Here is a 25078-nt window from a genome sequence, read left to right as displayed (position 1 = left end):
TATTTGGTTATATTTATATCAGATAATTTTTCTATATATTTACCCATGAAACCCATATCCAGGTATCTATGTATGTCTATCACTGTATTATTTATTATTTTGACTTGCAGTATTGTAGTTTCTGCTTCCGGCGACCCTCTCAGGATAGGAGTGCTTGCAAACAGGGGAGATGAAGCTGCAATGGAGAGATGGGGTCCTACTATAGATTATCTGGATGCCGGTTTCCCGGAAAAAGATGTAGTGCTTGTCCCCATGGATTTTGGACAGATGACTTCTGAAGTAGCTAATGAACAAATTGATTTCCTTATCACAAACCCTTTGGTATATGTTGAGCTGGAAGTCGATCACAATGTACAGAGAATAGCAACTTTGAAAGAATCCTGGGGAGGCCGCTCATACACTGTCTTTGGTTCAGTCATCTTCACTAAAAACGACAGGATCGATGTGAATTCTCTTAATGACGTTGAAAGTTTATCGGTAATGGCAGTTAACGAACATTCCTTTGGGGGTTGGTGGATGGCTGCGAGAGAATTTAATGATGCAGGATTGGATATAGATGCCATGGATGTCACTTATGGGGGTACAGAGGACAAAGTGGTAGAAGCAGTGCTTTCCGGGGAGGTTGATGTGGGGATCGTTAGTACCGGGATCCTTGAATCGATGAAAAAGGAAGGCAAGATTTCTTTTGTTGATATCAAGTGCTTGAACGTGGATCATTCTCCTGGTTTACATGAGGGAGATAATTTTGATTCTTCTTTCTTACAGAAGCACAGCACTCGTCTATATCCGCAGTGGGCATTTTCCCGCACCTCTCATGTATCCGAGGATGTTGCTGAAAAGATGCTTTCAAATTTACTCCAATTGCCCCGCTTTTCAAAAGCGGCCCTGAGGGGCGGTTATGGAGGGTGGACAGTTCCCCTGGATTATGGACCGGTCCACGAATGTATGAAGGAATTAAGATTGGGGCCGTATGAAAACTATGGTGAAGTCGCTCTTTCCGATGTGATTAATCAGTATTGGTATGTTTTTCTTTTAATGGGTATCACAACAGTTACTCTTGCAGGGGCCAGTCAGGCTGTTAACAATAAGAATCGTCGTTTACAGGTAGAAATCGATCAGAGGGACCGTGCAGAACAGGAAAAGAAGGAACGCGATAAACAGCTTGAATTGATCATTTCCAATTTTCCCAATGGAATAGTTGTTCTGCATGACAGCGATTTGAGATATATTTCAATAGGGGGTAAAATGCTTGATAAACTCAATTTCAATAAAAAAGATTTCATAGGTAAGCTACCTGAAGAGGTCCTTTCCAAAGATATTCTTGATACCCTTCTTCCTCATCTGTATGCTGCTCTTGATGGTGAAACTCGCAGGTTTGAATTTAGTATAGGAGGTTACCAGGTTGAAGAAACCCTTCTTCCACTTGAAAAATCCAATGGGAATCTTGTGATCGTGGGTGTACTATACAACATGACTGAGCGAAAAAATATAGAAGAGGCTCTCAACCATGCAAAAATGGCTGCAGAACAGGCAAACAGGTCCAAGAGTGAATTTCTGGCAAATATGAGCCATGAACTGAGAACACCTTTAAATTCGGTGATTGGATTTTCAGATATCCTGCTGGAAGAAGTAAGGGGGGATCTCAATGATCCACAGAAGAAATATGTGTCCAATATTGCCAAAAGCGGGAAACACCTGCTAAATCTGATTAATGATATCCTTGACCTGTCAAAAGTGGAAGCCGGTAAGATGGAGCTTGAATGTGAGGCTTTCTCTTTAACTGAGGCTTCCAAAGAAGTGATGGAACTAGTTATGCCTCTTGGAAATAAGAAATCTCTTTCTCTTTCAGTTGAACATAATTACTCTGAAGAGATATGTGCCGATAAGGGCAAATTCAAGCAGATACTTTACAATCTCCTCAGCAATGCAATAAAATTTACACCCGAAGGGGGAAGGGTGCGTTTACTTTCCCATGTGGAAAACGATGTATTGCAGGTTTCGGTATCAGATACCGGAGTAGGGATATCTGAAAAGGCCCAGGATACTTTATTCGATGCCTTTACCCAGGAAGATACATCTTCTTCACGCAATTATGAAGGGACAGGTCTTGGTTTGTCTCTTGTAAAAAAATTTGTGAATATGCATGGCGGGGATGTATGGGTGACAAGCAAAAAGGGAGAAGGCAGCACCTTTACCTTTACGATTCCTTTAAGTCAGGTTTCCTGTGAAGGTAATCCTGAAGAAACCAGGGAAGGCGAATATGTTATTGATTCTAACCCACAGGCTCCTGAAAACACTGATATTGATCCTTTTCCTCTTTTGGAAAAACCTCTGAATTCCAGCAATAATGAACCTATTGTAATGGTAGTAGAGGATGACTATTCATCACGTAATTTACTTGTTTCAACTGTTGTCAATGCCGGCTACAGGGCATTGCCTCTTTCTCGTGGGTATCTTGTATCCCGTTATGTGGATGTTGTAAAACCCTTTGCGATATTGCTTGACATCATGATGCCCGGGGTGAATGGGTGGGACGTTTTAGCCAGACTGAAAAAAAGTTCTGATACTGCCGGCATTCCTGTAATTATAGTTTCTGTCCTTAATGCCAATGCAATTAAAAAAGAGTATGATATATCTGCTTATATTCCCAAGCCCATTGATAGGGAAAGATTATTGACGGTATTGGATGGTTTCGGGGGCTCCTCCGGTTCTTCTTCCTCAATACTGGTTGTGGACGATGATCCATCTGCAGTAGAAATGCTCAGGTCCTCCCTTGGTATTGAAGGATATAATGTGATACCTGCCTATGGTGGCCAGGAAGCCATCGATAAAACATTTTCCTATTCTCCAGACCTTATTATCCTGGACCTGATGATGCCAGTTACAAGTGGATTTGACGTTATGGCAGCTTTGAGAGGAAACAGTAATACTGCAGATATCCCTATAATTATCCATACTGCCAGGGATATGGAAAATAAAGGTGTTTTTGAAGGTAATGTAGTTTCAATTCTCCAGAAAGGCGCTTTTACTCGCACTCATCTGATTGAAATAATAAAACATCTTGATTCCAGGAGAAACCATGGTGGTTCTGCTAGCAATGATTAATTTTATTTGTGGGTTATATGAATTAATTTTGGTCATTCACATGCCTGTTTTTGCATAAATGGTCCTAATTCTAAGTTGTATGCTATTACTATATATATGTGAAAATATACTATAAGACAGCCTTGCAATTTAAGCTGTGACCAAAACAGTCAGGTATTTTCCGGGAAAGAACTTATACCGATAATTATCAAATCATATTTGGAGGTTTAAAGAATGGCCACAATTCTGGTAGTTGAAGACAACCCAATGAACATGGAACTTACAGTGGATTTGCTTGAGTCTTATGGATATGAGGTAATGCAGGCAGAAGACGGTTCACAGGCCCTTGAAGTTGCAGAGAAAAATACTTTTGATCTCATCTTACTTGATATGCAGCTGCCCAAAATGGATGGGCTTGAAGTTCTGGAGAAATTCAAAGAGATTGAAAATGCAAAAGATACACCTGTGGTTGCATTGACAGCACATGCAATGAGGGGCGATGATAAGAAATTTATTGATGCAGGATGTGCGGGTTATATATCCAAACCAATCGACATACATGATTTCCAACAAACCGTCTCATCTTATGTCGAAAATTGATTCCAATTATTTGGGGATTCCAACGGTGGATAAAATGCTTTTTTCAAGGGCTTTACTCTTGCATTCATTACAATATAGCCTCTGTATCTAATCTCTTTTCAATAAATATCTGGCACTTTTTGCAAGGATATTTCAATATATTTCATACACAGTGGTCTTGTTCTTTCTGTATCCCAATAGTTTTAATATATATGTGGCCTATCAAATGAGAGAATTAGCAGCATTTGAGGCAGATCCATGGAACTTGATGAGAGAATTATTACCCGAGCGATAGTTGAAGAATTTACCAATGTTTTTCTGGACTATACTGATGTTGATGTGGCCCTTGTGGGTGGAGGCCCGGCAAACCTTGTTGCTGCACGTTATCTTGCAGAAGCAGGATTAAAGACTGTGCTTTTTGAGAAGAAACTATCTGTAGGAGGCGGTATGTGGGGCGGTGGCATGATGTTCCCGCGTATTGTGGTCCAGGAAGAAGCGCGCAGGATCCTTGATGATTTTGATGTGCCTTATCATGAGTATGAAGAAGGCTACTATGTGGCAAACTCGGTTGGTACTGTGGGTAAACTCATAAGTGCAGCGGTTTCTGCCGGGGTTGAAATATTCAATCTGGTAAGTTTTGAAGATGTTATGATACGGGATAACGATGAGGTATGCGGGCTTGTTATTAACTGGACAGCAGTTGAAATAGCCCGTCTTCATGTTGATCCTCTCACAATCCGTTCTCGCCTGGTACTTGACGGAACCGGCCATGAGGCTACTGTATGCAATACTGTGCAGCGCAAGATTCCCGGAGCTTTTGGTGGCAAGGAGGTAGTGGGTGAAAAACCAATGTGGGCTGATACCGGTGAGCGTCTTGTAATGAAAAATACCCGGGAAGTTTATCCCGGTCTGATAGTTACAGGTATGGCTGCCAATGCCGTTGCAGGTTCTCCCCGGATGGGTCCTGTTTTTGGAGGAATGCTTCTCTCAGGTGAAAAGGCAGCACAGCTTGCAATTTCCCGTCTGAAAGACTGATCTGGAGAAAAGTTTATCTAACAGAAATACATCTATAGGATGTCCTCGCGTAGGACATTCTCAATATGCCGGGGTAGGGTAGCGGTTATCCTGTAGCCCTGTGGAGGCTACGATCTGAGTTCGATTCTCGGTCCCGGCCCCATATTCTTTAATTTTCGCAGGAAAACTTATTTTTCAATGATTTTTTTAAGGTATCAATTATTTATTTCGAATTCAGGATAGATTTCAGAATTATCCATTAACTCTTCATAAGCATCGTGCCTGGGACTTATTATTACAATATGGGCTGGTGGATGTATTTTCCTCAGTTTGTTTATCGCAGAGCCGGCATTATTTTCCAGACCCACAAGTGCTGCAAACTTACAATTTGAACGCAAGGGTACTCCCACAACCCTTACAAGAAGAGTGTCTGCATAGTTTGGTTCGATACGTTTTGGACAGGAGCTGAACTTCATGCTCCCGTATTGCTGCAAATCGTGCAGCGCAATCCTGACTTTGTTTTTGTCTTCTCCCCTGATTACCGCAAAGGATTTCATACAAACCCCCGTTGAAGGCTTTGTAATTAATTAAATCATACAACTATATCAATTTTTGTATCGTTTCAGGAAAGGTAGGGGAATTATTTCCCCATTTCACGGGAGCGTTTTGCAGAAGCCATCACTGCATCTGTGAAAGCCGCCCTTACTCCGTTTTTCTCAAGTGCATGAACACCATGAATGGTTGTCCCTGCAGGAGAGGTCACCATGTCCTTGAGCTCTGCTGGATGTTTTTTTGTTTCAAGGACCATCTTTGCTGCGCCCAGTACTGTCTGGGCTGCCAGTTTTTGTGCACTTTCCCTGTCAAGCCCTTCAAGCACACCACCGTCCGCCATGGCCTCTATTACGGGGAAAATATATGCGGGACCGCTCCCGGAAACTCCTGTAACAGCATCCATGAGATGTTCAGGAACAAGGGCAGCAGAACCCACGCTTGAAAATATTTCCATTGCAATCTCAGCATCTTCTGCGGATGCATTTTTCCCCGTACTGACTGCAGAGGCCGCTTCACCGACGGTTGCGGCAATGTTTGGCATCACACGAATTACTCTTGTATCTTCATGCAACTCCTCTTCAATAGTGGATGCAGGAACTCCTGCTGCAATTGATATTATGAGTTTGTGTTCGTTGATATGGTCTGCAAAACCTCTCAGTACATTGCGCAGTATCTGGGGCTTGACCGCAAGAATGATGAGGTCTGAATTATCCACTGTATCAAAATTATTTGTTGATACGTTAATTCCAAGTTCACTTTTAAGTGCTTGCAGTGCAGGTTCATAAACATCGCTGGCATAGATATTTGCAGGCTTTGCTTTTCCTGCACGTATTATACCTCTAAGCAGGCTTTGCCCCATCTTGCCGGTCCCTATTATACCGACTTTCTTGTTTTCGAGGTGCATAATATCACTTCATTTTTTCTTGATGGTTACTATATCGCCAAGAGTAGTGCCCCTGTTCAGGGTATTTGTATCCCAGTCGTTTTCTCCCACTTTTTCGGTGAGTTCGATATCAAGGGTATGTTCAAGCTTTGTACGTACCGAATCTTCAGGTACGATGTCTCCCTTCTCGATCTTTTTGATCAGGGATGCTTTTTCCTTTATCTTGGAAGCAAGTTCTTCCTGGGTAAGGCCCTTTGCTTCCCTGGCCTCTCTTATGGTTTGTTCGTATTCGTCTATGAGTTCTTCTGTAGGAGCAGTTACCGGGTTCTTTTTGGGTTTTGAACTGTTTTTAATCCCCTGCCGCACAGGAGCGTTTTTTCTGGATACCGGTTTCCGGGTGCTTACTGATGTTCCGTATTGTGAACATCGGTTGCAGGCGTTGAGTTCGCTTCCCTCGACATTTATCTTAAAAGGCTCCCCTTTTATCTCTGCACCACATATTTCACACTGCATAAAAAATCATCTCTTGCATGGAAGCTGCCATGCCTCTTTTCGAAAGTGCTATATACCTATGGACTTAAATATTATTCGGAGCTATATGAACGAAACCAGCGATGATACGGTAAATCAGGGAAATTACGGATTTAAAAATATGTCCGATGTAGAATATGATTATATGGGTTCTGAAGGAGACGAAGATTTTTCAAAGTACCTTCTGGACAGGATGAAACAACTTGAATCCCGCAACAGCAAACTTAAAGAGCAGTGCGACCAGATTGAATCTGAAAAAAAGAATGTTGAATCCCAGAAAGTGAAGTATGAGCGAGAAGTTCGCAAACTTCGCTCTGAGATTAACAGGCTTAAGACTGTTCCTTTGATCGTGGCAAATATCATTGATGTCATTGATTCCAATAAAGTATTGATACGCAGCAGTTCGGGCCCCCAGTTCATGGTGGGAGTTTCCCAGTACATAGATGAATCCAAATTGGTTGCCGGTGTCAGGGTTGCCCTGAATCAGCAGACCCTTTCCATAGTGGATGTTCTTCCCTCGACAGAAGAACCGGAAGTTTCAGCAATGGAAGTCCTGGAATCCCAGGATATAAGTTATGAAGATATCGGTGGATTGGATAATCAGATCCAGGATATTATCGAATGTGTCGAACTACCGCTCATTAAACCCGAATCTTTTGAACGTGTGGGTGTGGAACCTCCTAAAGGTGTGCTCCTGCACGGGCCCCCGGGTACCGGTAAAACGATGATGGCAAAAGCGGTAGCCCATCGTACTGACGCAACTTTTATCCGTGTTGTGGGCTCGGAACTTGTGCAAAAGTACATTGGTGAAGGTTCCCGGCTGGTCAGAGAAGTTTTCGATATGGCAAGAAAGAAGGCTCCCAGCATTATTTTCATAGATGAGCTCGATGCCATTGCAGCAGCCCGGCTGAGTGATACCAACGGTGCTGACAGGGAAGTGCAGCGCACCCTCATGCAACTTCTTGCGGAGATGGATGGATTTGAGAACCGGGGTGATATTCGCATAATTGCAGCCACCAACAGGGTGGATATCCTGGATCCTGCCATAATCCGTCCGGGTCGCTTTGATAGGATGGTCGAGGTTCCGATGCCGGATAAAGAAGCACGTAGTTTGATACTTAAGATTCATTCCAGAGGGCTTTCCCTTGCCCGGGATGTGGATTTTGACAAACTTGCCACTCTTACAGAAAATACAAGTGGTGCGGATCTGCATGCACTGACTACCGAGGCAGGTATGTTTGCTGTACGCAATGATCGTGATAGTGTGGCAATGGCTGACTTTATGGATGCCATCGATAAGGTCCTAAAGCCCAGGCAACCTCAGGTTAATGAGCATCCGGGCTCAATGTTTGTTTAAAAAGGGGGTATACCCTTTTCTTTTTTTCATATAAAACCGGAAATAAGGATTCTGGGTATTGATGATTCAGCGCTGGTAAGTGACCGTATACTTGTGGTAGGGACTTTTTTCAGAGGGGGAATGTGGCTTGACGGCGTGTTATCCACCTACATTACCAGGGATGGTATGGATGCTACCGATTCATTAATAGAGATGATCTCAGCCAGCAAACACAAAAATCAGGTGCGTGTGATAATGCTGGATGGAGTCACATACGGCGGTTTCAATCCGATTGACATCGTGCGCTTAAACGAATCTACAGGAATGGGTGTGATTGTGCTGATGCGCTCGATGCCTGATTTTGAGAACATGAAAAAAGCCCTGTCTCACCTGGATTATCCGGATGACAGGTTTGGAATAATAAAAAAAGCAGGCAGGATATCCCGTGTGGTAACTTCACATTCCCATACACCGGTTTACATCCAGTGTGCAGGCATCGATGAAATTTCCGCCACCAAGATAGTCCAGTTAAGTGCTACCCGTAGCAATATTCCTGAGCCTTTGAGGGTTGCACATCTCATTGCCACAGGTATTATTTGCGGGGAATCCTGCGGCAAACCCTGATGTTCACTCCTGAATTGAATCCAGTACTATTTTATTCCCTCTTTCCAGCAGTTCGTTTGCCTTTTGCTCAGTTTTGGCTTCGGCAAATATCCTGACAATTGGTTCGGTGCCTGAAGGGCGTATCAGTAGCCACCCGTCTTCATACCATATCTTGAAACCATCAGTGGTATCAATCTCAATTCCTTCTCCCTGTACACGACTGGTTACATTTTCAAGTGTCTTTTTCAGATCACCACATTTCACCTTTGTTTTGGCATTGTGGTATTCCGGAACATTTCCGGCCATCTCTGATGGTTTTACTCCCGTTGCCATTATGTCAAGTAATTTGGCACATGCCATGGCTCCATCCCTGCAATACTGGTGTTCGGGGAAAATAAGCCCTCCATTCCCCTCTCCGCCAAAAACAGCGTCTATTTCCATCATTCTGCGTGCTACATTAATGGATCCTACGGCTGTCCAGTGAAGTTCCACGCCTGTTTTTTCTGCAATGTCCAGCATGCGCCGGGATGAACTTACCGGTGTTACGAGTGGGCCTTTTTTACCCGATATCACATATTTTGCCATCATGGAAAGCAGTATTTCTTCATCAATAAATGTACCATTTTCATCAAAGAAGACTGCTCTGTCTGCATCACCGTCCTGGGCAACTCCCAGGTCAGCATCGTAGTTTTTGACAATATCCCTGAGTTCTCCAAGTACATCGGGGGTTGGCTCGGGATTTCTCCAGGGGAAAGTACCATCCGGTTGGGCGTTGATAGTAATGACCTCGCATCCCAGTTTACGCAACAAGAGGGGTAGTGTAAGAGAACCTGCACCACATCCTGTATCTATGGCCACCCGGAACCGTTTTGCTCTGATCTCTGTGGAATTGACCGATGAAATTATTCCATTGATGTAGTAATCATTGGCATTATAATCCCTGTTCAGTTCGCCTGTCAGGTTCCAGTTAGCAGTGTGGAATTCGCCGGTATTGTAGATATTTTCGATCTTTTTCTCCCCTTCCCTGGAAAACTCGGTGCCATCTGCGTCTATAAGTTTTATGCCATTGTATTCCCGCGGGTTGTGGGATGCAGTAATAACAATCCCGGCATCTGCATGGTCGCGCACATAATACTGGACAGACGGGGTTGGGCAGGTTCCAATGTCGATTACTCTTATGCCCGCTGAAAGTAAACCGGATATTGCAGCTGCTTTTAGCATCTCTCCTGAGATGCGCGTATCTCTTCCGATAGCTACGGTTTTACCTTCTCCAAGATGGGTTCCCATACTTCTGGAAAGGTCGATTGCAAATTTAGGTGTGATGAATTCATTAGCTATTCCACGTACTCCGTTGGTTCCGAACAGGCCCATTTGTAAACTCTCCTACTTGCTATACTAGATGCCACTTTACTATTTTAGGTTTATCTGAGGTGGTCTATCACCAAGAATTATATTTAATGAATTCCAATCTATGGATCATGCTAATGAAAGATGAAGGCAGGCTTGTAATCTGGCCGGCTTCCATAGATCGTTCCAAAAGCAGGAATGAAGGAAGGATTATATCTCGCAAAAGTTCAGTAAAGGAGCCGAGTCTGGAAGAAATGGAAAAGGCAGCTGCGTCTCTGGATCTTAATCCAGAGGTTCAAAAAGATAAAGCTTATCCGCGTTCCTGGTGGGAGAAAAGTGGACGCATCCTTGTGGATAAGAACGAACCCAGAACTACCACGGCAAGGCAGATCTCTAAAACGATTAAAAAAGATAGACAGGGCTGAATGCCCTTTTTCTTTATAATGGATTACATTTTATGGCCAGGTGCCATAACTGGCGCTTAATAGAATAACAGCAAATCCACAAAGCAATCCAAAGACCATAACTGCTTTGGGGTCCAGGTGGATTGCCCTTTTGTCCTCTTCATAATATCTCATAAGGCCGGCAGAAGACATCAATCCGTTGTTACTCTGTTTCTTTTTTCCCATATTCTTCCAGCTCTTTCCTTTTGTTTACTTGTACCCTGATTGTATTTTATACTTTAAAAGCTTGCGCCCTCATGTTCTTACTTCATCTATCAAAAACGGTGGCCTGAAGATTCCTTTTTCTGTAATTATCGCCTCAATATATTCCATCGGTGTGCTGTCAAAAGCAGGATTGATTACCGGTACATCTTCAGGTGCTATCTGTACTCCCTGCATGTAGCGCAATTCATCAGGATCTCGCTCTTCTATCTTCACACTACCTTCCCATCCCTTGAAATCAAATGTTGAGGCAGGAGCTGCTACATAAAAAGGAATTTCGTGTTCCATGGCCACTATCGCATGGTTGTAGGTCCCGATCTTGTTGAATACAGCATCTTCTGTAATACGGTCTGCCCCGACGACTACTTTGTCCACAAGCTCGTGGCGCATTACATAACCACTCATGGAGTCCGAGATTAGTTTGACCGGGATATTGTCCTGCATCAACTCCCAGGTCGTAAGCCGGCCTCCCTGGTTCAAAGGCCGGGTCTCACATGCGATCACATTGATGTCTTTTCCCTGTTCCACAGCGGAGCGTACCACTCCCAGGGCTGTGCCCCAGTCCACACAGGCCAGTCTGCCGGCATTACAGTGGGTCATTACGGTATCCCCATCTTCCAGCAGGGAAGCACCATGTTTGCCGAGAGTTTTGTTGATCTGCACATCTTCATCTGCAATGGCCTGTGCTTCGTTGAGAGCTATGTTCCGTATGCCTTCAGTGTCGTAGGCTTCAGAGACTGCTTTGACCACCCGGTTTACTCCCCATCCCAGGTTTATAGCTGTGGGTCGGGTTGCCAGGATGATCCGTGCGGCATTTTTGAGATCTTTCAGGAGGCTTTCCATGTCATTTGCACTGCTGAGTTTGCTGGCAAGGGCAATACCATAGGCACCTGCTGCTGCCAATGCGGGTGCTCCCCTGACCCGCAATGATTTGATTGCTTCACACAGCTGGGCCAGATTTTCACATTCGATCTCCCTGTATTCGACAGGCAACAGGGTTTGATCGATCATTCTCACGGTAGAATTCTCAGCATTCCATTGAATTGTTCTCATTATTTTCTCTCTGGTGATAATTAATTAAGTCTGGTTGAGATATTTTACACCTTTATATATATCTTCCACCTAAATACACATCCATGGTCAGTTCAAGGGCGATTCATGATCCTGTGCATAAAACTATCCTGTTGACTCCTCTCCAAAAGGAACTGGTGGAAACTCCTCAGGTGCAGAGGTTACGTTCCATACAGCAGCTCGGTCTTGTTGATATCGTTTATCCGGGTGCGAAGCACAGCAGGTTTGAACATAGTCTGGGTACCATGCATATGGCATCCCTGATGGCCGATGCCCTGTCTCTGCCGCAAGAGGATAAAATGAAAGTAGAGGTTGCAGGTCTTTTGCACGATGTAGGTCACTCTGCATATTCTCATGCCGTGGAAGATGTCCTAAAACGCAATCCTGATATTAAGCCACAATATGGTGGTATAATTAGGGAAAACCACGAAGCTTTCAGTGAATATGTCATAAGAAATTGTTTTGCAAACAACGGTAATATTGCGAGAATAGTTGAGGAAGAGCTGGGTCAGGATCCTGTGGATTTTTTCGATCAAATCGCCCTCATGGCAACAGGTAAATCCTCTTTTCTGGAAAAGCCCTATCTGGGACAGTTAATATCCGGTGACATAGATGCGGACCGGATCGATTTTTTGCTTCGTGATTCGTATCACACCGGTATATCCCTGGGTTTAATAGACGTGGACCAGATAATACAGAACCTGAGCATCCGCAATGGCAATATCGTACTGGGCAAAAAGGATGGTTGCAGTTATGATGAAGATATGACATTGACGGTTGCTGAATCAATGCTCATAGCTCGTGCACATCACTATAATGCTATAGTGCATCATCCTCATACCCAGTCTGCCAGGATTATGTTATTGCGATCTCTTGAAAATGCTCTGGCTATATTCGGGGAAAAGAAGGATGCAGAATCTGTGAATAAACAGGTGGGTTTGTTTTTCACTGAATATAATGATGCTGACTTGCTTTATTTCATAAAAACATATGGCAACGATCAGGCACAACATCTTATCAGTTCAGTCCTTGCGGGAAATATCTGTGACCCTATTGTGCGATTTAACCAGAAAACCCTCAACCCGGCAACCCGCATGGCCCTGTCTACAATAGCCCGGCATGGTGTGGCCAAGAAGATGTTCGAGGAGCAGCTTGAAAAGAGAATTGGGGACGTTTTTGTAGATTTGAGTGTTGCCAGCGGTGTGCCTCGCAGTACAAGGGTTGTTGTGAACGGTGAGGATAGTTTCTTTTACGATGAATCTGCCCTTGCAAACGGTCTGGTCAGGGCGATTTCCAGGCAACTGTCACTGGTTGTTTTTTCTCCGATTGATGGTGTAGGATGCCCAGAAGCTGCACAGCTCAAGGATGTTGTAGGCCATACTGTTGACACCCTGTCTCCTCAGTTGCTGAGATTTATACGTCAGGAAAATTACCTACCGATAGAGGGGCTGATATTGTTGTTCTATACCGTTAATTCCATCTTCTGGAAAGAGGAAGATGGCTTTGTCTCAATTCCCCGTTTACGTAATATAACCTGGATATATCGCATGGTCCAGCGGTTCAGTGAAGATGTCAGCCTTCGTAACCTCTTTGATTATGAATTCCATTGGGACTATGGTTTTCCTTACAGCAACAGGGTTTTTGAGAACATCCAGCTGCTCGTGGCAATGGGTATTGTGGATGAAGACCTGCGTTATTATGAAAAGAATAACAGGTTCCACCAGCGCTATGAGTATGTCCTGACGATGCACGGAGTTAAATATGGAAAACAACTTTCAGAAGCCTACGGCCCTGAATTCAGAGAGCTTACAAAAATTCTCCGGCAGGATAAACACTCTATACCCCGGGATATTGTAACGATTCCTGCCCGCCGTTATCAACAACCCTGAGGTGCATGTATGAAAGAAAATGAAACGGTGCTTTTGCGCACCCGTCATAAAGACAAATTCCGGGAATATCTGACCACAGTTTCGGGTAAACAGTTCCACTGTGAATTTGGTATTGTTGAAACGGCCGACTTGCTGGATATAAAACCCGGCGGCACCATTGTGTCCCATATGGGTCAGCAATTCTCTGTCATCAGGCCCCGGGCTCCGGATATGTTCAGACTTGCAAAACGCACGGGGGCACCTATCATGCCCAAGGATGTGGGCCAGATTATTTCCCATGCAGGTATCAATTCTTCTGACAGGATTCTCGAAGCCGGTACGGGCAGCGGTGTGCTTGCAATTTATCTGGGTTCTGTAGCAAAGGAAGTGATCAGCTATGAGATACGTGAGGATTTTGTGAAGAATGCCCGGGCCAATTTGTCCATGGCCGGCCTTTCCAATGTGGAAGTTCGCTGCGGGGATATTGTGGATGTGATGAAGCAGGGCAGTGATTTTTTCGATGTTATAGTACTTGATATTAAAGATTCGGCAGAATCTGTCAGGTATGCCTGCTCCAACCTGCTTGCCGGAGGTTTCCTTGTTGTTTATTCACCTTTCATTGAACAGGCAAAAGCCGTATACCTGGAAGCAGTGAAGGCAGGATTTTACAGTTTAAATACTCTTGAATGTCTGGAAAGAGAGTTATCTGTATCCGAAAGAGGCACAAGACCCGCACCATCAAGGGTGGGCCACACCGGTTATCTAACCTTTGCCAGAAAATGATCAAGGGTAGATTAATCTTTTTTATTTTTCATGATGTTTCAGGACTAATTATTCTGAAGCATAGGAAACTCAATTTGATTAATTTAATATAGGTTCTATTCATTAGTTTATTTCGATTAACGTGTCTGATAAGGGATTATGGAAAAAAGAAATTGAATCAATCAGGAAACCTTTAGAAGATGGGCACAGAATTGCTCTGGAAAAAGGTATTAGTGAAACAGCTATAATTGATTTTAGTTCAACATCCAATCCTCTGGGCAGTCCCTTTGATCACCCGGATTACAACCTCTGCCTGGAGGATATTTTTTCCCGTGTGGAATCCATGTATTCCCAATTCCCCGATAATGAATATTCAGAATTAAGGTCAAGTGCTGCCGAATATTTTGGAAATAATATTGCTGCTGATAATATTGTTCCTGCTCTGGGAGTTGAAGATGTAATACGCATGGTATTTTCCTCGGTAATTGAAACCGGCGATACCGTTCTTCTGAACAGGTCTCAGAATCCGGCCGATGAAAAACATTGTATAATCAGTGGTGGGGAAGTGAACTATGTTTTTGAGGACGACTTAAAAAACATATCTTCAGCTTTGCTTACCAAAGCAAAAATAATCATGCTCACTAACCCGGATAATCTTTCAGGCCAGCTTTATTCAAAAACTGATTTAATTTCTCTTCTGCAACGCTGTAATGACCATTCTACCCTGCTGGTGGTTGATGAAAGTCTGTTAGACCTAACGGACGTATCTGCAACTTTGGCAGATGAAGTTCCTTCTTTTAACAATCTTTTAGTGATACGCTCTCTGAAAGATACCTTTTCGCTTCCCGGAGCAGGAATTGCTTTTAGTATTACTAATGAGAAGTTTGCAATGATTCTGAATAGGGTACGCAATTGCTGCAATATAGGGCCAATGGATGAAGCAGTCGCTATATCCTTATTGAATATGCCTTCTGATATTGTGAATGATTATCTAACTGCCTCAAGGCAATTTGTCCGGGAAAACCGCCGCTACCTTATGGAGCGCCTGGGCAAGGTGCGCAGGTTCAAAACGCATGAAAGTAATACATCCTTTGTCCTTGTGGATATAAGTGCTGCAAGCCTGGATTCGGTTGAATTGACTCACAGACTCGCTGAAAAGGGTCTTCTTGTAAGGGATTGTTCCGACTTTTATTCCATGGACTGTAATTTTATCAGGGTTTCGGTGAGGCCAAAAGAGGATACTGATAGGCTTGTGGAGGCTATAGGGACAGTTGTAGTTGACAGTGCCCGGGATAGTGCCATGGAGAATCTTAACCAGATACTGGACGAAGAACCTGTAAAGCCTCTTGGTGCGAACAGGGCATGTCCCTATTATCCCTGCCATTTCAAAGGGCAGGATTGCACTTTCTGCTTTTGTCCCTTTTATCCCTGTGGGGATGAGCGCACAGGAGGCAGGTGGGTCTGTCGCTCAAGCGGAGGTAAGGTGTGGAGTTGTGAAAAATGTGGCTTGGTTCACCAAAAACCAACTGTCCAGAAACTGCTTGATGTCCTTAAAGGTGAAGGAGAGATGGAAGACAAACTCAAAAAGGGCTGGGATGAGGTAATGGAGCCCCTATTATGATGGATTTTATTTTTGCCGGTTATATGCATATGATTTATGTGCTTTTATTTGCTGTGTTAATTGATCTTGCAGTTGGGGAACCTCCGGCTCGCCTGCACCCGGTGGTCTGGATCGGGACACTGATTGGCATTTTTAAAAAGCACATTCCTTCATCGGGAAGAAAAACCTATGGTGTTTTCATGGGTATTTCATGCATTCTTTTTGCATCCCTTCTTGCCTATATTGTACTTTTAGTGTCGAATCAATCCCTGGTTCCTGAACTTGTGGGTATAGTTATTGAAGCCTATTTCCTCAAAAGCACTTTTTCAATTCGCAGATTGTTATTTGCCGGAGAAGAAGTTGCATCAACTCTGGAAGTTGGGGCCCTGGAGGAGGCCAGAAAACAACTTTCTATGTATGTAAGCAGGGACACCTCCAAACTTAGTGACTCCCATGTATCTTCTGCTGCCATAGAAACCGTGTCCGAGAATTACGTAGATTCTGTTCTCTCTCCCCTGCTCTATTATTCTGTAGCAGGTCCCTTCGGTCTGATAGCAGCTTATGCCTTTAAAGCTGTAAGTACCCTTGATTCCATGGTTGGCTACCGGGATGAGGCACACAGGGAAGTTGGTTTCTTCTCGGCAAAACTGGATGATGTACTTAACTGGATTCCTGCCCGGATTTCCCTGTTTTTCATCTGGGTAACTGCATTCTTCCTGAACATTCTGTCAAGAAATATGTCTTTTGATCCTTCAGGCGCATGCTACTGTACAAATAATTATTGCAAAGTTCCGGATTCCCCAAATTCAGGATATCCAATGGCAGCAGTGGCAGGGGCTGTAGGTGTCAAGCTGGAAAAACCGGGAGTTTATGTACTGGGAGAGGGGCTTGCATTCCCGGATGCGGAATCTATTAAAAGGGCAAACCGGCTTGTAGAAGGAGCGGCTCTTATATCTATAGCGTGCTTTTCACTTGTAATTATGTTTTTACAAACTTTTTATGGAAATTTATGTAATCTGGTCAAAGTGATACTATGAAACTGTCTGATGTAGAATCCAGGAATACAAAAGGAGAACAGCCCGAAGAAGCTGATACCGGTTATATTTATGATATTATGGATATCCTGAAGGAAGAGGGTATTACTGAAGAGGCACTTGTGGAAGCCTCAATGGGACTTTACACACCTCATCCGGGAATCGAGACTCGTGAAAAGGCAGAAGCCCTTTTTATAAGGGAACTTCGTCTTGCGATTTCTGATCCCAACCTTTGCATGCTGATCTATTCCGGTATCCTGCTTGAAAGAGAGGGTCGCAATGGGACACTGCCTAACATAAGTCGTGATTCCTATGAAAGGGATCTGACCTTCCTGATAGCTGATGAGGTACTGGGTATGAGCATTTCCAAATATATCAGTGGGGACAAGGGAATGTTTGAGTTTGTCAGGTTCGACAAACAAAAACCGGGTATACTTGCAGAACTCGGTCCTTTCATGGATGATGTCATCGGTGGACTTATCGGAGGAGTTTCTGCCAATATGTATACCAGGGGAATGGCAGAGATTGACACTTCTAAAAATAAAGATGATGACGAAAAACATGGCGGTGGTGTGATAGCCGGATGAGCGGATTTCTACTCGCAGCCAGGACGGGTTTTGGTTTCTTATCGACAATTCCCGTGGGAATTACTATGGAAGGCCTTGATGAGCTGGTTAAACGAAGTTACCTGTTTGTCTTTACGGGTATTATACTGGGTCTTTTGATTGGCATGTTTACAGGAATTGTGGAGTATGTCTTTCCCGCCAATATTTCCGCAGCCCTGGTTATTGTTTTTATTTACTATCTGACAGGTCTCAATCACCTGGACGGGCTGTCTGATTTTGGTGACGGGTGTACGGCTCACGGCTCTCTTGAAAAGAAGATCAGTGCCCTTAAGGATATGTCGCTGGGTATAGGCGGGGTGGCATATTGTGTCATAGGCCTGATTTTGCTCTATGCCAGTATTTCCTCTCTTCAGCAGCAGATATACATGACAGGGGCCATCTCATCGCTGCCACAGTGGACACTTTTGCCCCTGTCACTGTTTGTGTCGGAAATCGGTGCCAAACAGGGTATGCTCACAATAGCAGCTTTTGGCAAATCGATCCATGAAGGCCTGGGTTCCATGATGATCGACAAAACAGATGTTGGTAAATATCTGGCTGGCCTGATAATGGGTGGTATTGTATCTGTTCTCGGGTTGGGTTTAATTGGTCTGATAGGTTTTGTGGCAGCCATATTTGGGGCTTTCGGGGTTCTCAATGTTTCCAACAGGCATTTTGGTGGCGTTAACGGGGATTGTATTGGAACCGCCAATGAAATTGCCAGGCTTACTTCCCTGATTGCCATTACTATGGCGCTATTTGCCATCAATACAGGTTACGGAGGTCTTTCATGGATGCTTTTATAATGGCTGGTGGACAGGGTTTACGTCTGGGTATGGATGAGAAACCCTGTGTAGATCTTCTGGGTAAGCCCATGATATGTTATGTTGTGGATGCCCTGGAGGAATCTGAGAGTATTGGTGATGTTTATGTGACAGTGTCTCCTTTTACCCCTCACACAGAAAGAGTTGTACAAAATTGTTATGGAGGTAATGTTAAAACCATTGATACTGCCGGTGATAATTATGTTGGAGATATGGTTTATGCTGTGGAGCAGGCTAAAGTTGCAGAGCCCCTGATGGTAATCATGTCCGACCTGCCCCTGATAACAGCCGGTCGTATCGATTCCATTGTGGAGGAATATTACAGGTGTGGAAAACCTTCAATGTCGGTATTTATACCCCTTTCCCTGTGTAAAAAGATAGGTTTGCGTCCGGATACCGTTTTCAACTGGAGTGGAAATCTCATAGTCCCCACTGGGATAAATATCCTTGACGGAAGCAAAATCCGGGAGGAGCAGGAATATTATAATTATCTTCTGGAAGACCCTGAAGTAGCTCTGAATGTCAATACTGCAGAAGACCTGCAGCGCTGCACTGATATTCTGGAAAAAAGACAGAATAAATAATTCGGAGTTCTCTATGACAAATTGTGTCAATATTAAGGGCAAGGATTATTCTCTGGATACATTAGGGCTTATTGTGGGTACACAGGACCTGAATATCACAAATTCTTTAGCTGAAGAATATCTCTTATTGTGTGAAGTTGTGGATAATCCTTTTATTCTTCCGTTTTTCCTGGAGAAATTCTATACTATGGACATAAAGGACCCTGAAAATTTCCGGTTGGCGCTGTGGAGAGTTCAGGTTGATTCTGACTTGCGTCTTGGGGAGGACATAAGTAAACATCAGCTACGCAGCTATGTTACGCGTACACTGGAAAAATTGCTTTTCAGTGAGGTGTTGCTTGAAGTCGTCGAAGAACCTGATACGTCTTATGAAAGCGATTTTTGTTAAATTCCGGGAAAGATACATGAATTTTTATATCAGGAATCCGGCTCTGTAGAAATCCTCATTTGAATAATTACTGAAATAGAATATGTCCTGTCTATATTTCTGTAATATTACGACGGTATACCATTAAATCACAGATTTAATGAGAGTTCCATATTGGAAATCTGGAACAAAATACATTCATCCCCAATGTATTTTGTCTATCCAGAATTACATTGGGGACCTTTTCTTATAATAATAATAATAATAATAATAATAATGTATTAGTGGAAATTAGAGGAAAGGGTTTTCTACAGAGCCCAGAATACCCCTTTGCGTAAGCTACGGGGATGAATGCGTACCAAAAGTATAAAAATATTAATTACATAATGTAATGCATAAGTTTACGATAACCAAGTAAGCTTAATATATTTAAAGCACCGTAGGAACTACGGGTAGAGCCTGCGGACTTGTTTTTCGTTGGGAAAAGGTATGAAGCAGGAAGCATCATGCGTAAGTGTGGTGTGGTTCACAAGGTGTTTCAAATGGAGGAGACGACAATTCCTGAAAGGGTTAGTACTGGTATTAAGGGACTGGATGAGATGCTCAAAGGCGGGTACTTTAAAGGTACTGCAAACGTTGTTTCCGGGAAATCAGGAACCGGTAAAACAATTTTTGGATCTCAGTTCATTTATGAAGGGGCAAAGAACGGGGAGAAGGTGATGTGTATAATCACATCGGAAGAATCCAAATCCATTGTTCGGGAAATGAAAGCATCCTTTGACTGGGATTTTAAGAAACTTGAGGATGATGGCTTACTTTCTTTTGTGGATATCACCGAGCCGGGGCTTCGTCTCCAGAAAAGTGTGGAAATCGCACCCTCAGAGCTTATTAAGAGTTTCAAAAAACTAATTGAAAGCAAAATAGATGATGTGCAGCCTCAGAGGGTATTCATTGATTCAATTGAAGCCCTATTCCTTGCCATAGATTCAAATTACAAACTGAGAACCCTCATAGATGATGTGTTTGGTGTCCTGCGCAGCCGCGATGTAACTTCTGTGATTTCAGTTGGCAAGATGTTTGGTCTTGATGAGATGGTGGAATATGGTGCGGATTCAGTTGTCAAACTGGAACGTGTCAGGGTGGGTAATAATCTCCAGCGTACGATCTTTGTTATGAAACTGAGGGGGTCGAGCACAATCAATGAGGTGCGTGTACTTAATATTTCGGATAATGGGATGTCGGTGCTTGCCCAGTCTCCATATCTGGAATGAATATTCTTATTTTACTTCAGCCCTTCCTGGGTTATTGTGAATTCCCTGCTCAATCCTTCCGGACGGGAGCGATGTTTGAGCAGGTTGGCTTTTCTTTTATTCTCCCCTGTACGCTCAAGCTGGATTATGGTTTTTGACATGTGTTCGACCGTACTGCCACCCACAGGTTTCAGTTTGCCGGTTCCTATGTCTGAGTATACCTGATTTGTGATAACAACTACAATTCCTCTCTTGCGGGCCAGGCCGTGCAGATAGCCAATCTGATTGGCAAGTTCTCTGCGGGTGCGGATGCTTTTCTCTTCATCTTCAAGGCCAAACCGGTAATAAGCAGTTGCTGAGTCAACAATTATAAGTCCGATGTTCTGGGCACTTATTTTTTCTATCTCGTGGATTGCAGAATACTGTTCCTCGAAACTGTGGGGTTCGTAGATGATTATGTTCTGGGCGATTTCCCTGGCATTTTCACCTGCTATCTGACTGAATCGTTCCGGGGAGATTGCCTCAGTATCAACAAGAATTGCTTTTTTCTCATTCTTTACACAATGGACTGCAAGCTGGAGGCAGAGGTTTGTCTTTCCGCTTCCGGATTCTCCATATATCTGGGTCACAATTCCTGCTTCGAACCCACCTCCAAGCAGTTCATCTATGGGCTTGCACCCTGATGTAAGTAAGTCGGTTATATTGTACACCTCAATTGGTTCAAGTTACTGCTATTATCGGTGTTTAGGTTATACATCTTTTGGAAACGTTCTTATTTGTTTGTTACCAGATCGGATAATGCAATAAATTCAGAACATTTAGATTATTTTATTGTATATCACATTTGTTACCAGGCACATTTTAGTGTATCCAGACATAGGCTGAAAAAGCATTATAAATGAATGAATCCTATTTCGTATCTACTCACTGTGGGAAGCCAGTCGTTTAGGGGAAATCAAAACCGGATTCATGATTGTTGATTCCTTTCTATCTTCTTTGGCTCTCCTGATGGTGTTTATTGTTACAAGGATGGAGTATCATGTCTGAAATTATTATCTATACCACCGATGTCTGCCCGAAATGTGCCCGTCTGAAAGCGACGCTAAAAGAGAATAATGTACAGTTTGAAGAAGCAGATATGACTTCTGCGGAAGCACTTACAGAACTGCGCATAAATGGTGTCTTTACAAGTGAAGCACCTGTCTTGCAGATAGGGGATGAATTCCTTACATCTGACAATTTATTCAAAGGTAGTGATGTGGATATGGATGTCCTTCAGGATTTGCTAAATTAAATGGGGGCTTAATATGGATTCTATGGCAGAAGAAATTGAAAAGAAAGTGAAAAATACCGATATAAGTGGTGTCCCTGAGGACACCATCCCTTCCTCCAGTATTGTTGAAACTACTTCCGAATCATCTCCACGACAGCAGACTCTTGACGGGAGTTTTGTTTCAATAATGCCTAAAGTCAGGACCACTGACGGACACATGGTTGAATGGGACCGCAATATCGTTGTAAACCAGTTACTGAAAGAAACCTCTCTCAGTGAACGTTTCCATGGTATCCCGGCTATCACCCGGGATGAGGCCTTTGGTATAGCAAAGGAAACGGAAAAAAGGATTCGTAGTATGAATCTCAGATTCCTCTCCGGCCCGCTCATCAGGGAAGTTGTTAATATGGTCCTGATTGAGCACAATGATGTGGAATGGCGTAATATTTCCACCAGGGTAGGTACTCCTGTTTATGATGCCTGCGAGATCGATATGGGTACCGGCTTTGAAGCCAAGGAAAATGCCAATCTCCAGGAGAATGCGGAAACCTCGCACAAAAAGAAGGCCGACAAAATCTCCAAGGAACAGTATCTTTTACTTCTGCCACCCAAACTTTCCGACCTTCACCTGAATGGTGATCTGCATATCCATGATCTGGAATACATGGGAACCCGGGCTTTCTGTCAGGACTGGGATTTGAGATATTTCTTCTATTATGGACTCATGCCGGATGGTTCCGGTGCCAAGGCCAGTGTTGCCGGTCCGGCAATGAAAGCTGAAGTTGCAGTTCTTCATGCGGTGAAAGCTCTGGGTAGTGCCCAGACTAATTTTGCCGGAGGGCAGGGATTCTATAATTTCCTTACGTTCCTTGCGCCCTTTTTAGAGGGTAAGTCCTACAAGGAGATCGAACAGCTGATGCAGATGTTCGTTTATGAGATGACTCAGATGATGGTAGCCCGGGGAGGACAGCTTGTTTTTTCCTCCGTACAGCTTTCTCCCGGGGTCCCCAAACTCTGGAGAGATAAACCTGTAGTCTATCGCGGACGTGTCTGGGATGGTTCGGATGGTAGTGACGTAAGGGTTTATGGTGAGTATGAAAGAGAGGTCCGCCTTGGCTTCCAGGCACTTATGAATGTCATGCTTGAAGGTGATTACTGGGGTAAACCCTTTAATTTCCCCAAACCGGAGATTTCCATTGAGCCTGATTTCATGGAAGAGGATGAGATGTTCAATCGTGCCCATCCGGAACTTCCGACCTATGATGATCTTTATAACCTGACATTCGAACTTACCGCCAAGTTTGGCACTCCTTACTTTGATAACCAGCTTCCTCCTTACAGGGGTGCAGGTGAAGGAATTTCCTGTTACCAGTGCTGTGCCTATCAGTTTTCGGCAAATGCAGAAGATGATGATGAATTTGAAGAAAAGCTCAACTTCAAGGACGGAAAACACTTTTCCATGGGTTCCTGGCAGGTTGTTTCCCTGAACTGCCCAAGGGCTGCCTACAAGGCACAGGGTAATGATGAGGAACTATTCTCAAGACTTAAGGGGTTGATGGACAGGGCAATTGAGGTATTCCAGACCAAACTCAAATGGATGACCCCGATCATTGAATCCGGCAGGATGCCTTTTGCCACACAACAACCCAAAGACCCGGTTACCGGTAAGAAAGGTGCTGTTGCTGTTGATATGGATAGTCTTGTGTTTACCATCGGTGTGGTGGGTATCAATGAGATGGTCCAGTACCATACAGGCTCCCAGATGCATGAGTCAAAAGAGGCTTTCAAGGTTGCAGTCAGGGCAATGACAGAAATGGAAATGCATGCCCGCAAGATTTCAGAGGAACATGGAATTGAGATAGCTCTTGCACGGACGCCTGCTGAAACTACCTGTCAGAGATTCGCTGTTTCAGACCTGCTTCATGATGAGTACAGGGAAATGGCTGCTTCGGTTCTCAAGGGAGATGTGGAGGCTTCGATTTCCAGACTCAAGGAAACGCACGATTTGCCTGTGTATTACACCAATGGTACACATGTACCACCGGGAGCAGACCTGTCCCTGATGGAGCGGATCAATGTGGAGCATGTATTCTTCCCTATTGTTGATGGGGGTAATATCATGCACATCTGGCTTGGTGAAGGCTCTCCCGATGCAAAGGGACTGAAAGACTTTACCATGCATCTTGCACGCAACACCCAGACCGGTTACTTTGCTTTTACAAAGGATATGACTGTCTGTATGAATGATTTTCATATGATGTCCGGATTGCAGGACAGTTGTGAGAATTGTGATTCAGATAATGTGGAGCACCTTTCCAGGGTTACCGGTTATATCCAGTCTGTAGGCGGATGGAATGCTGCCAAGAAACAAGAACTTGCGGACAGGATGAGATATGGCTCAGCAGACATGCGTTGAAGATTTCGAGGTAAATTTCGGGGACTATGTCCCCCTTTCTACCCTCGATTGGCCGGGCAAGGCTTCCGTAGTTTTCTTTTTAAGGGATTGTCCTTTCAGGTGTCCCTACTGCCAGAATTATTCTATTTTGAATGGTTATGAGCTGGTCGAAAGTTCCCAGATAAAACAGTTAATGGAAACTTCCCGTCCCTTTGTGAGTTCTGTAGTAATTTCCGGTGGAGAACCCCTGCAACAGGAGCAGGCAGTTTCCGGAATCGCTCAAATGGCCCGGGATATGGGACTTCTGGTCGGGATACATACCAATGGTGTATACGCTGATGTTTTAGAAGACCTTCTCGAAAAGGAATTGGTTGATGGTGTTTTCATCGATGTCAAAGCCTCTCTTGAAAATGCCGAGGATTATGGCAGGATGATTGGTTATGGTTCCTATCCTTCTGTGACAATTTCACCGGCAGATGCTGTGAATAATGTGCAACGTTCCATAAAATTGGCTATGGAAAATGGACTCTTGCAGGAATTAAGGACAACAGTGCTGCCGGGTTTTATGGATAGTCCCGGGGATATTGAATCGATTGCTTCTTCTATTGCTAAATGTGCTGGCAGAGATGTTGCCTATTTTATCCAGCAGGGTGAAACGGAACATTCAATGGACAGGAACCTGAGGGATCTGTCTCCCCTGAGCCGGGATGAACTTTTATCTCTGGGTTATGCTGCAACTTCTTTCCTGAATAATGTCTGTATACGTACAGGCAAAAATGGCACTGAAAAAATAACTTCAGATCAGTCTGCAGTTTAAGTAACCTCTTTATATGTGTCGGCAGTACCTTTAT

Annotated in this window: 25 protein-coding genes and 1 tRNA gene; 19 read left to right on the top strand and 7 right to left on the bottom strand. The window is 43.8% G+C overall.

What is annotated here, in order from left to right; all coding sequences use genetic code 11:
- Positions 1-99: 99 nt before the first annotated feature.
- From CP947_RS08420 to CP947_RS08405, 4 genes are all read left to right on the top strand, one after another.
- Complete coding sequence (locus tag CP947_RS08420; protein WP_165868975.1) at positions 100-3105, top strand: PhnD/SsuA/transferrin family substrate-binding protein; 3006 nt, start codon at positions 100-102, stop codon at positions 3103-3105.
- 213 nt (positions 3106-3318) lie between these two features.
- Positions 3319-3684: a response regulator gene (locus CP947_RS08415; protein ID WP_096712767.1), complete on the top strand. Its 366-nt coding sequence runs from the start codon at positions 3319-3321 to the stop codon at positions 3682-3684.
- A 237-nt stretch (positions 3685-3921) separates the two neighbouring features.
- Complete coding sequence (locus CP947_RS08410) at positions 3922-4698, top strand: sulfide-dependent adenosine diphosphate thiazole synthase (RefSeq protein WP_096712766.1); 777 nt, start codon at positions 3922-3924, stop codon at positions 4696-4698.
- A gap of 67 nt (positions 4699-4765) precedes the next feature.
- Positions 4766-4840 (top strand) — tRNA-His (locus CP947_RS08405).
- A 52-nt stretch (positions 4841-4892) separates the two neighbouring features.
- Here the strand turns inward: CP947_RS08405 and CP947_RS08400 are convergent.
- The 3 genes from CP947_RS08400 to CP947_RS08390 all read right to left on the bottom strand — a co-directional run bounded on the left by CP947_RS08400 (position 4893) and on the right by CP947_RS08390 (position 6625).
- Positions 4893-5234 (bottom strand): DUF356 domain-containing protein, encoded by a 342-nt coding sequence (locus CP947_RS08400; RefSeq protein WP_096712765.1) that lies wholly within the window; start codon positions 5232-5234, stop codon positions 4893-4895.
- Positions 5235-5317: 83 nt separating this feature from the next.
- Positions 5318-6133, bottom strand: coding sequence for a pyrroline-5-carboxylate reductase (gene proC / locus CP947_RS08395; RefSeq protein WP_096712764.1), 816 nt, complete (start codon positions 6131-6133; stop codon positions 5318-5320).
- A 9-nt stretch (positions 6134-6142) separates the two neighbouring features.
- Positions 6143-6625 carry a multiprotein bridging factor aMBF1 gene (locus CP947_RS08390; RefSeq protein ID WP_096712763.1) on the bottom strand — a complete coding sequence of 161 codons (483 nt, stop codon included), beginning with the start codon at positions 6623-6625 and terminating at the stop codon, positions 6143-6145.
- An 85-nt stretch (positions 6626-6710) separates the two neighbouring features.
- Between CP947_RS08390 and CP947_RS08385 the strand changes: the two genes are divergently transcribed.
- Positions 6711-8000, top strand: a complete 1290-nt coding sequence (locus CP947_RS08385; RefSeq protein ID WP_096712762.1) for a proteasome-activating nucleotidase — start codon at positions 6711-6713, stop codon at positions 7998-8000.
- A 9-nt stretch (positions 8001-8009) separates the two neighbouring features.
- Complete coding sequence (locus tag CP947_RS08380) at positions 8010-8603, top strand: endonuclease dU (protein ID WP_096712761.1); 594 nt, start codon at positions 8010-8012, stop codon at positions 8601-8603.
- A gap of 3 nt (positions 8604-8606) precedes the next feature.
- On the opposite strand, the gene glmM is transcribed toward CP947_RS08380, so the two are convergent.
- Complete coding sequence (glmM, locus tag CP947_RS08375) at positions 8607-9953, bottom strand: phosphoglucosamine mutase (protein WP_096712760.1); 1347 nt, start codon at positions 9951-9953, stop codon at positions 8607-8609.
- A 113-nt stretch (positions 9954-10066) separates the two neighbouring features.
- On the opposite strand from glmM, the gene CP947_RS08370 reads away from it, so the two are divergent.
- Positions 10067-10354, top strand: coding sequence for a signal recognition particle protein Srp19 (locus CP947_RS08370; protein WP_096712759.1), 288 nt, complete (start codon positions 10067-10069; stop codon positions 10352-10354).
- A 30-nt stretch (positions 10355-10384) separates the two neighbouring features.
- On the opposite strand, the gene CP947_RS08365 is transcribed toward CP947_RS08370, so the two are convergent.
- Together CP947_RS08365 and CP947_RS08360 are read right to left on the bottom strand one after the other, a co-directional pair.
- Positions 10385-10558 carry a preprotein translocase subunit Sec61beta gene (locus tag CP947_RS08365; RefSeq protein ID WP_096712758.1) on the bottom strand — a complete coding sequence of 58 codons (174 nt, stop codon included), beginning with the start codon at positions 10556-10558 and terminating at the stop codon, positions 10385-10387.
- A gap of 69 nt (positions 10559-10627) precedes the next feature.
- Positions 10628-11647, bottom strand: a complete 1020-nt coding sequence (locus CP947_RS08360) for an S-methyl-5-thioribose-1-phosphate isomerase (protein ID WP_096712757.1) — start codon at positions 11645-11647, stop codon at positions 10628-10630.
- Between the two features lie 83 nt (positions 11648-11730).
- Between CP947_RS08360 and CP947_RS08355 the strand changes: the two genes are divergently transcribed.
- The 9 genes from CP947_RS08355 (at position 11731) to CP947_RS08315 (ending at position 20580) form a co-directional block, all read left to right on the top strand.
- Entirely contained in the window at positions 11731-13554 is a 1824-nt protein-coding gene (locus CP947_RS08355) for an HD domain-containing protein (RefSeq protein ID WP_096712756.1), read from the top strand.
- A 9-nt stretch (positions 13555-13563) separates the two neighbouring features.
- Positions 13564-14316: a tRNA (adenine-N1)-methyltransferase gene (locus tag CP947_RS08350; protein ID WP_096712755.1), complete on the top strand. Its 753-nt coding sequence runs from the start codon at positions 13564-13566 to the stop codon at positions 14314-14316.
- 121 nt (positions 14317-14437) lie between these two features.
- Entirely contained in the window at positions 14438-15916 is a 1479-nt protein-coding gene (locus tag CP947_RS08345) for an aminotransferase class I/II-fold pyridoxal phosphate-dependent enzyme (RefSeq protein ID WP_096712754.1), read from the top strand.
- Positions 15913-16932: a cobalamin biosynthesis protein gene (locus CP947_RS08340; RefSeq protein ID WP_241645925.1), complete on the top strand. Its 1020-nt coding sequence runs from the start codon at positions 15913-15915 to the stop codon at positions 16930-16932. Before CP947_RS08345 ends, CP947_RS08340 begins: the two co-directional genes overlap by 4 nt.
- Positions 16929-17516 carry an alpha-ribazole phosphatase CobZ gene (gene cobZ, locus CP947_RS08335; RefSeq protein WP_096712753.1) on the top strand — a complete coding sequence of 196 codons (588 nt, stop codon included), beginning with the start codon at positions 16929-16931 and terminating at the stop codon, positions 17514-17516. The genes CP947_RS08340 and cobZ overlap by 4 nt, the downstream gene beginning before the upstream one ends.
- Positions 17513-18340: an adenosylcobinamide-GDP ribazoletransferase gene (gene cobS, locus CP947_RS08330; protein WP_096712752.1), complete on the top strand. Its 828-nt coding sequence runs from the start codon at positions 17513-17515 to the stop codon at positions 18338-18340. The genes cobZ and cobS overlap by 4 nt, the downstream gene beginning before the upstream one ends.
- The gene (locus tag CP947_RS08325; RefSeq protein WP_096712751.1) at positions 18325-18942 is read left to right on the top strand and encodes an NTP transferase domain-containing protein; all 618 of its coding nucleotides are present in this window, start codon (positions 18325-18327) and stop codon (positions 18940-18942) included. The genes cobS and CP947_RS08325 overlap by 16 nt, the downstream gene beginning before the upstream one ends.
- Before the next feature lie 13 nt (positions 18943-18955).
- A complete protein-coding gene (locus CP947_RS08320) occupies positions 18956-19330 on the top strand; it encodes a hypothetical protein (RefSeq protein ID WP_096712750.1) in 375 nt (124 codons plus the stop codon).
- Positions 19331-19851: 521 nt separating this feature from the next.
- Positions 19852-20580 carry an RAD55 family ATPase gene (locus CP947_RS08315; RefSeq protein ID WP_096712749.1) on the top strand — a complete coding sequence of 243 codons (729 nt, stop codon included), beginning with the start codon at positions 19852-19854 and terminating at the stop codon, positions 20578-20580.
- A gap of 11 nt (positions 20581-20591) precedes the next feature.
- Here CP947_RS08315 and radB read toward each other — a convergent pair whose 3' ends face one another.
- Complete coding sequence (radB, locus tag CP947_RS08310) at positions 20592-21269, bottom strand: DNA repair and recombination protein RadB (RefSeq protein ID WP_096712748.1); 678 nt, start codon at positions 21267-21269, stop codon at positions 20592-20594.
- A gap of 329 nt (positions 21270-21598) precedes the next feature.
- On the opposite strand from radB, the gene CP947_RS08305 reads away from it, so the two are divergent.
- From CP947_RS08305 to CP947_RS08295, 3 genes are all read left to right on the top strand, one after another.
- Complete coding sequence (locus tag CP947_RS08305) at positions 21599-21853, top strand: glutaredoxin family protein (protein WP_096712747.1); 255 nt, start codon at positions 21599-21601, stop codon at positions 21851-21853.
- 166 nt (positions 21854-22019) lie between these two features.
- Positions 22020-24248 carry an anaerobic ribonucleoside-triphosphate reductase gene (nrdD, locus tag CP947_RS08300; protein WP_243641563.1) on the top strand — a complete coding sequence of 743 codons (2229 nt, stop codon included), beginning with the start codon at positions 22020-22022 and terminating at the stop codon, positions 24246-24248.
- Positions 24226-25044: an anaerobic ribonucleoside-triphosphate reductase activating protein gene (locus CP947_RS08295; RefSeq protein WP_096712745.1), complete on the top strand. Its 819-nt coding sequence runs from the start codon at positions 24226-24228 to the stop codon at positions 25042-25044. The genes nrdD and CP947_RS08295 overlap by 23 nt, the downstream gene beginning before the upstream one ends.
- The last annotated feature ends 34 nt before the right edge of the window (positions 25045-25078 follow it).

The organism is Methanohalophilus euhalobius (assembly GCF_900215215.1).
Classification (GTDB): Archaea; Halobacteriota; Methanosarcinia; order Methanosarcinales; family Methanosarcinaceae; genus Methanohalophilus; species Methanohalophilus euhalobius.
Note: the sequence above shows the minus strand (reverse complement) of the source record. Positions and strands in the feature narration are given on the sequence as shown.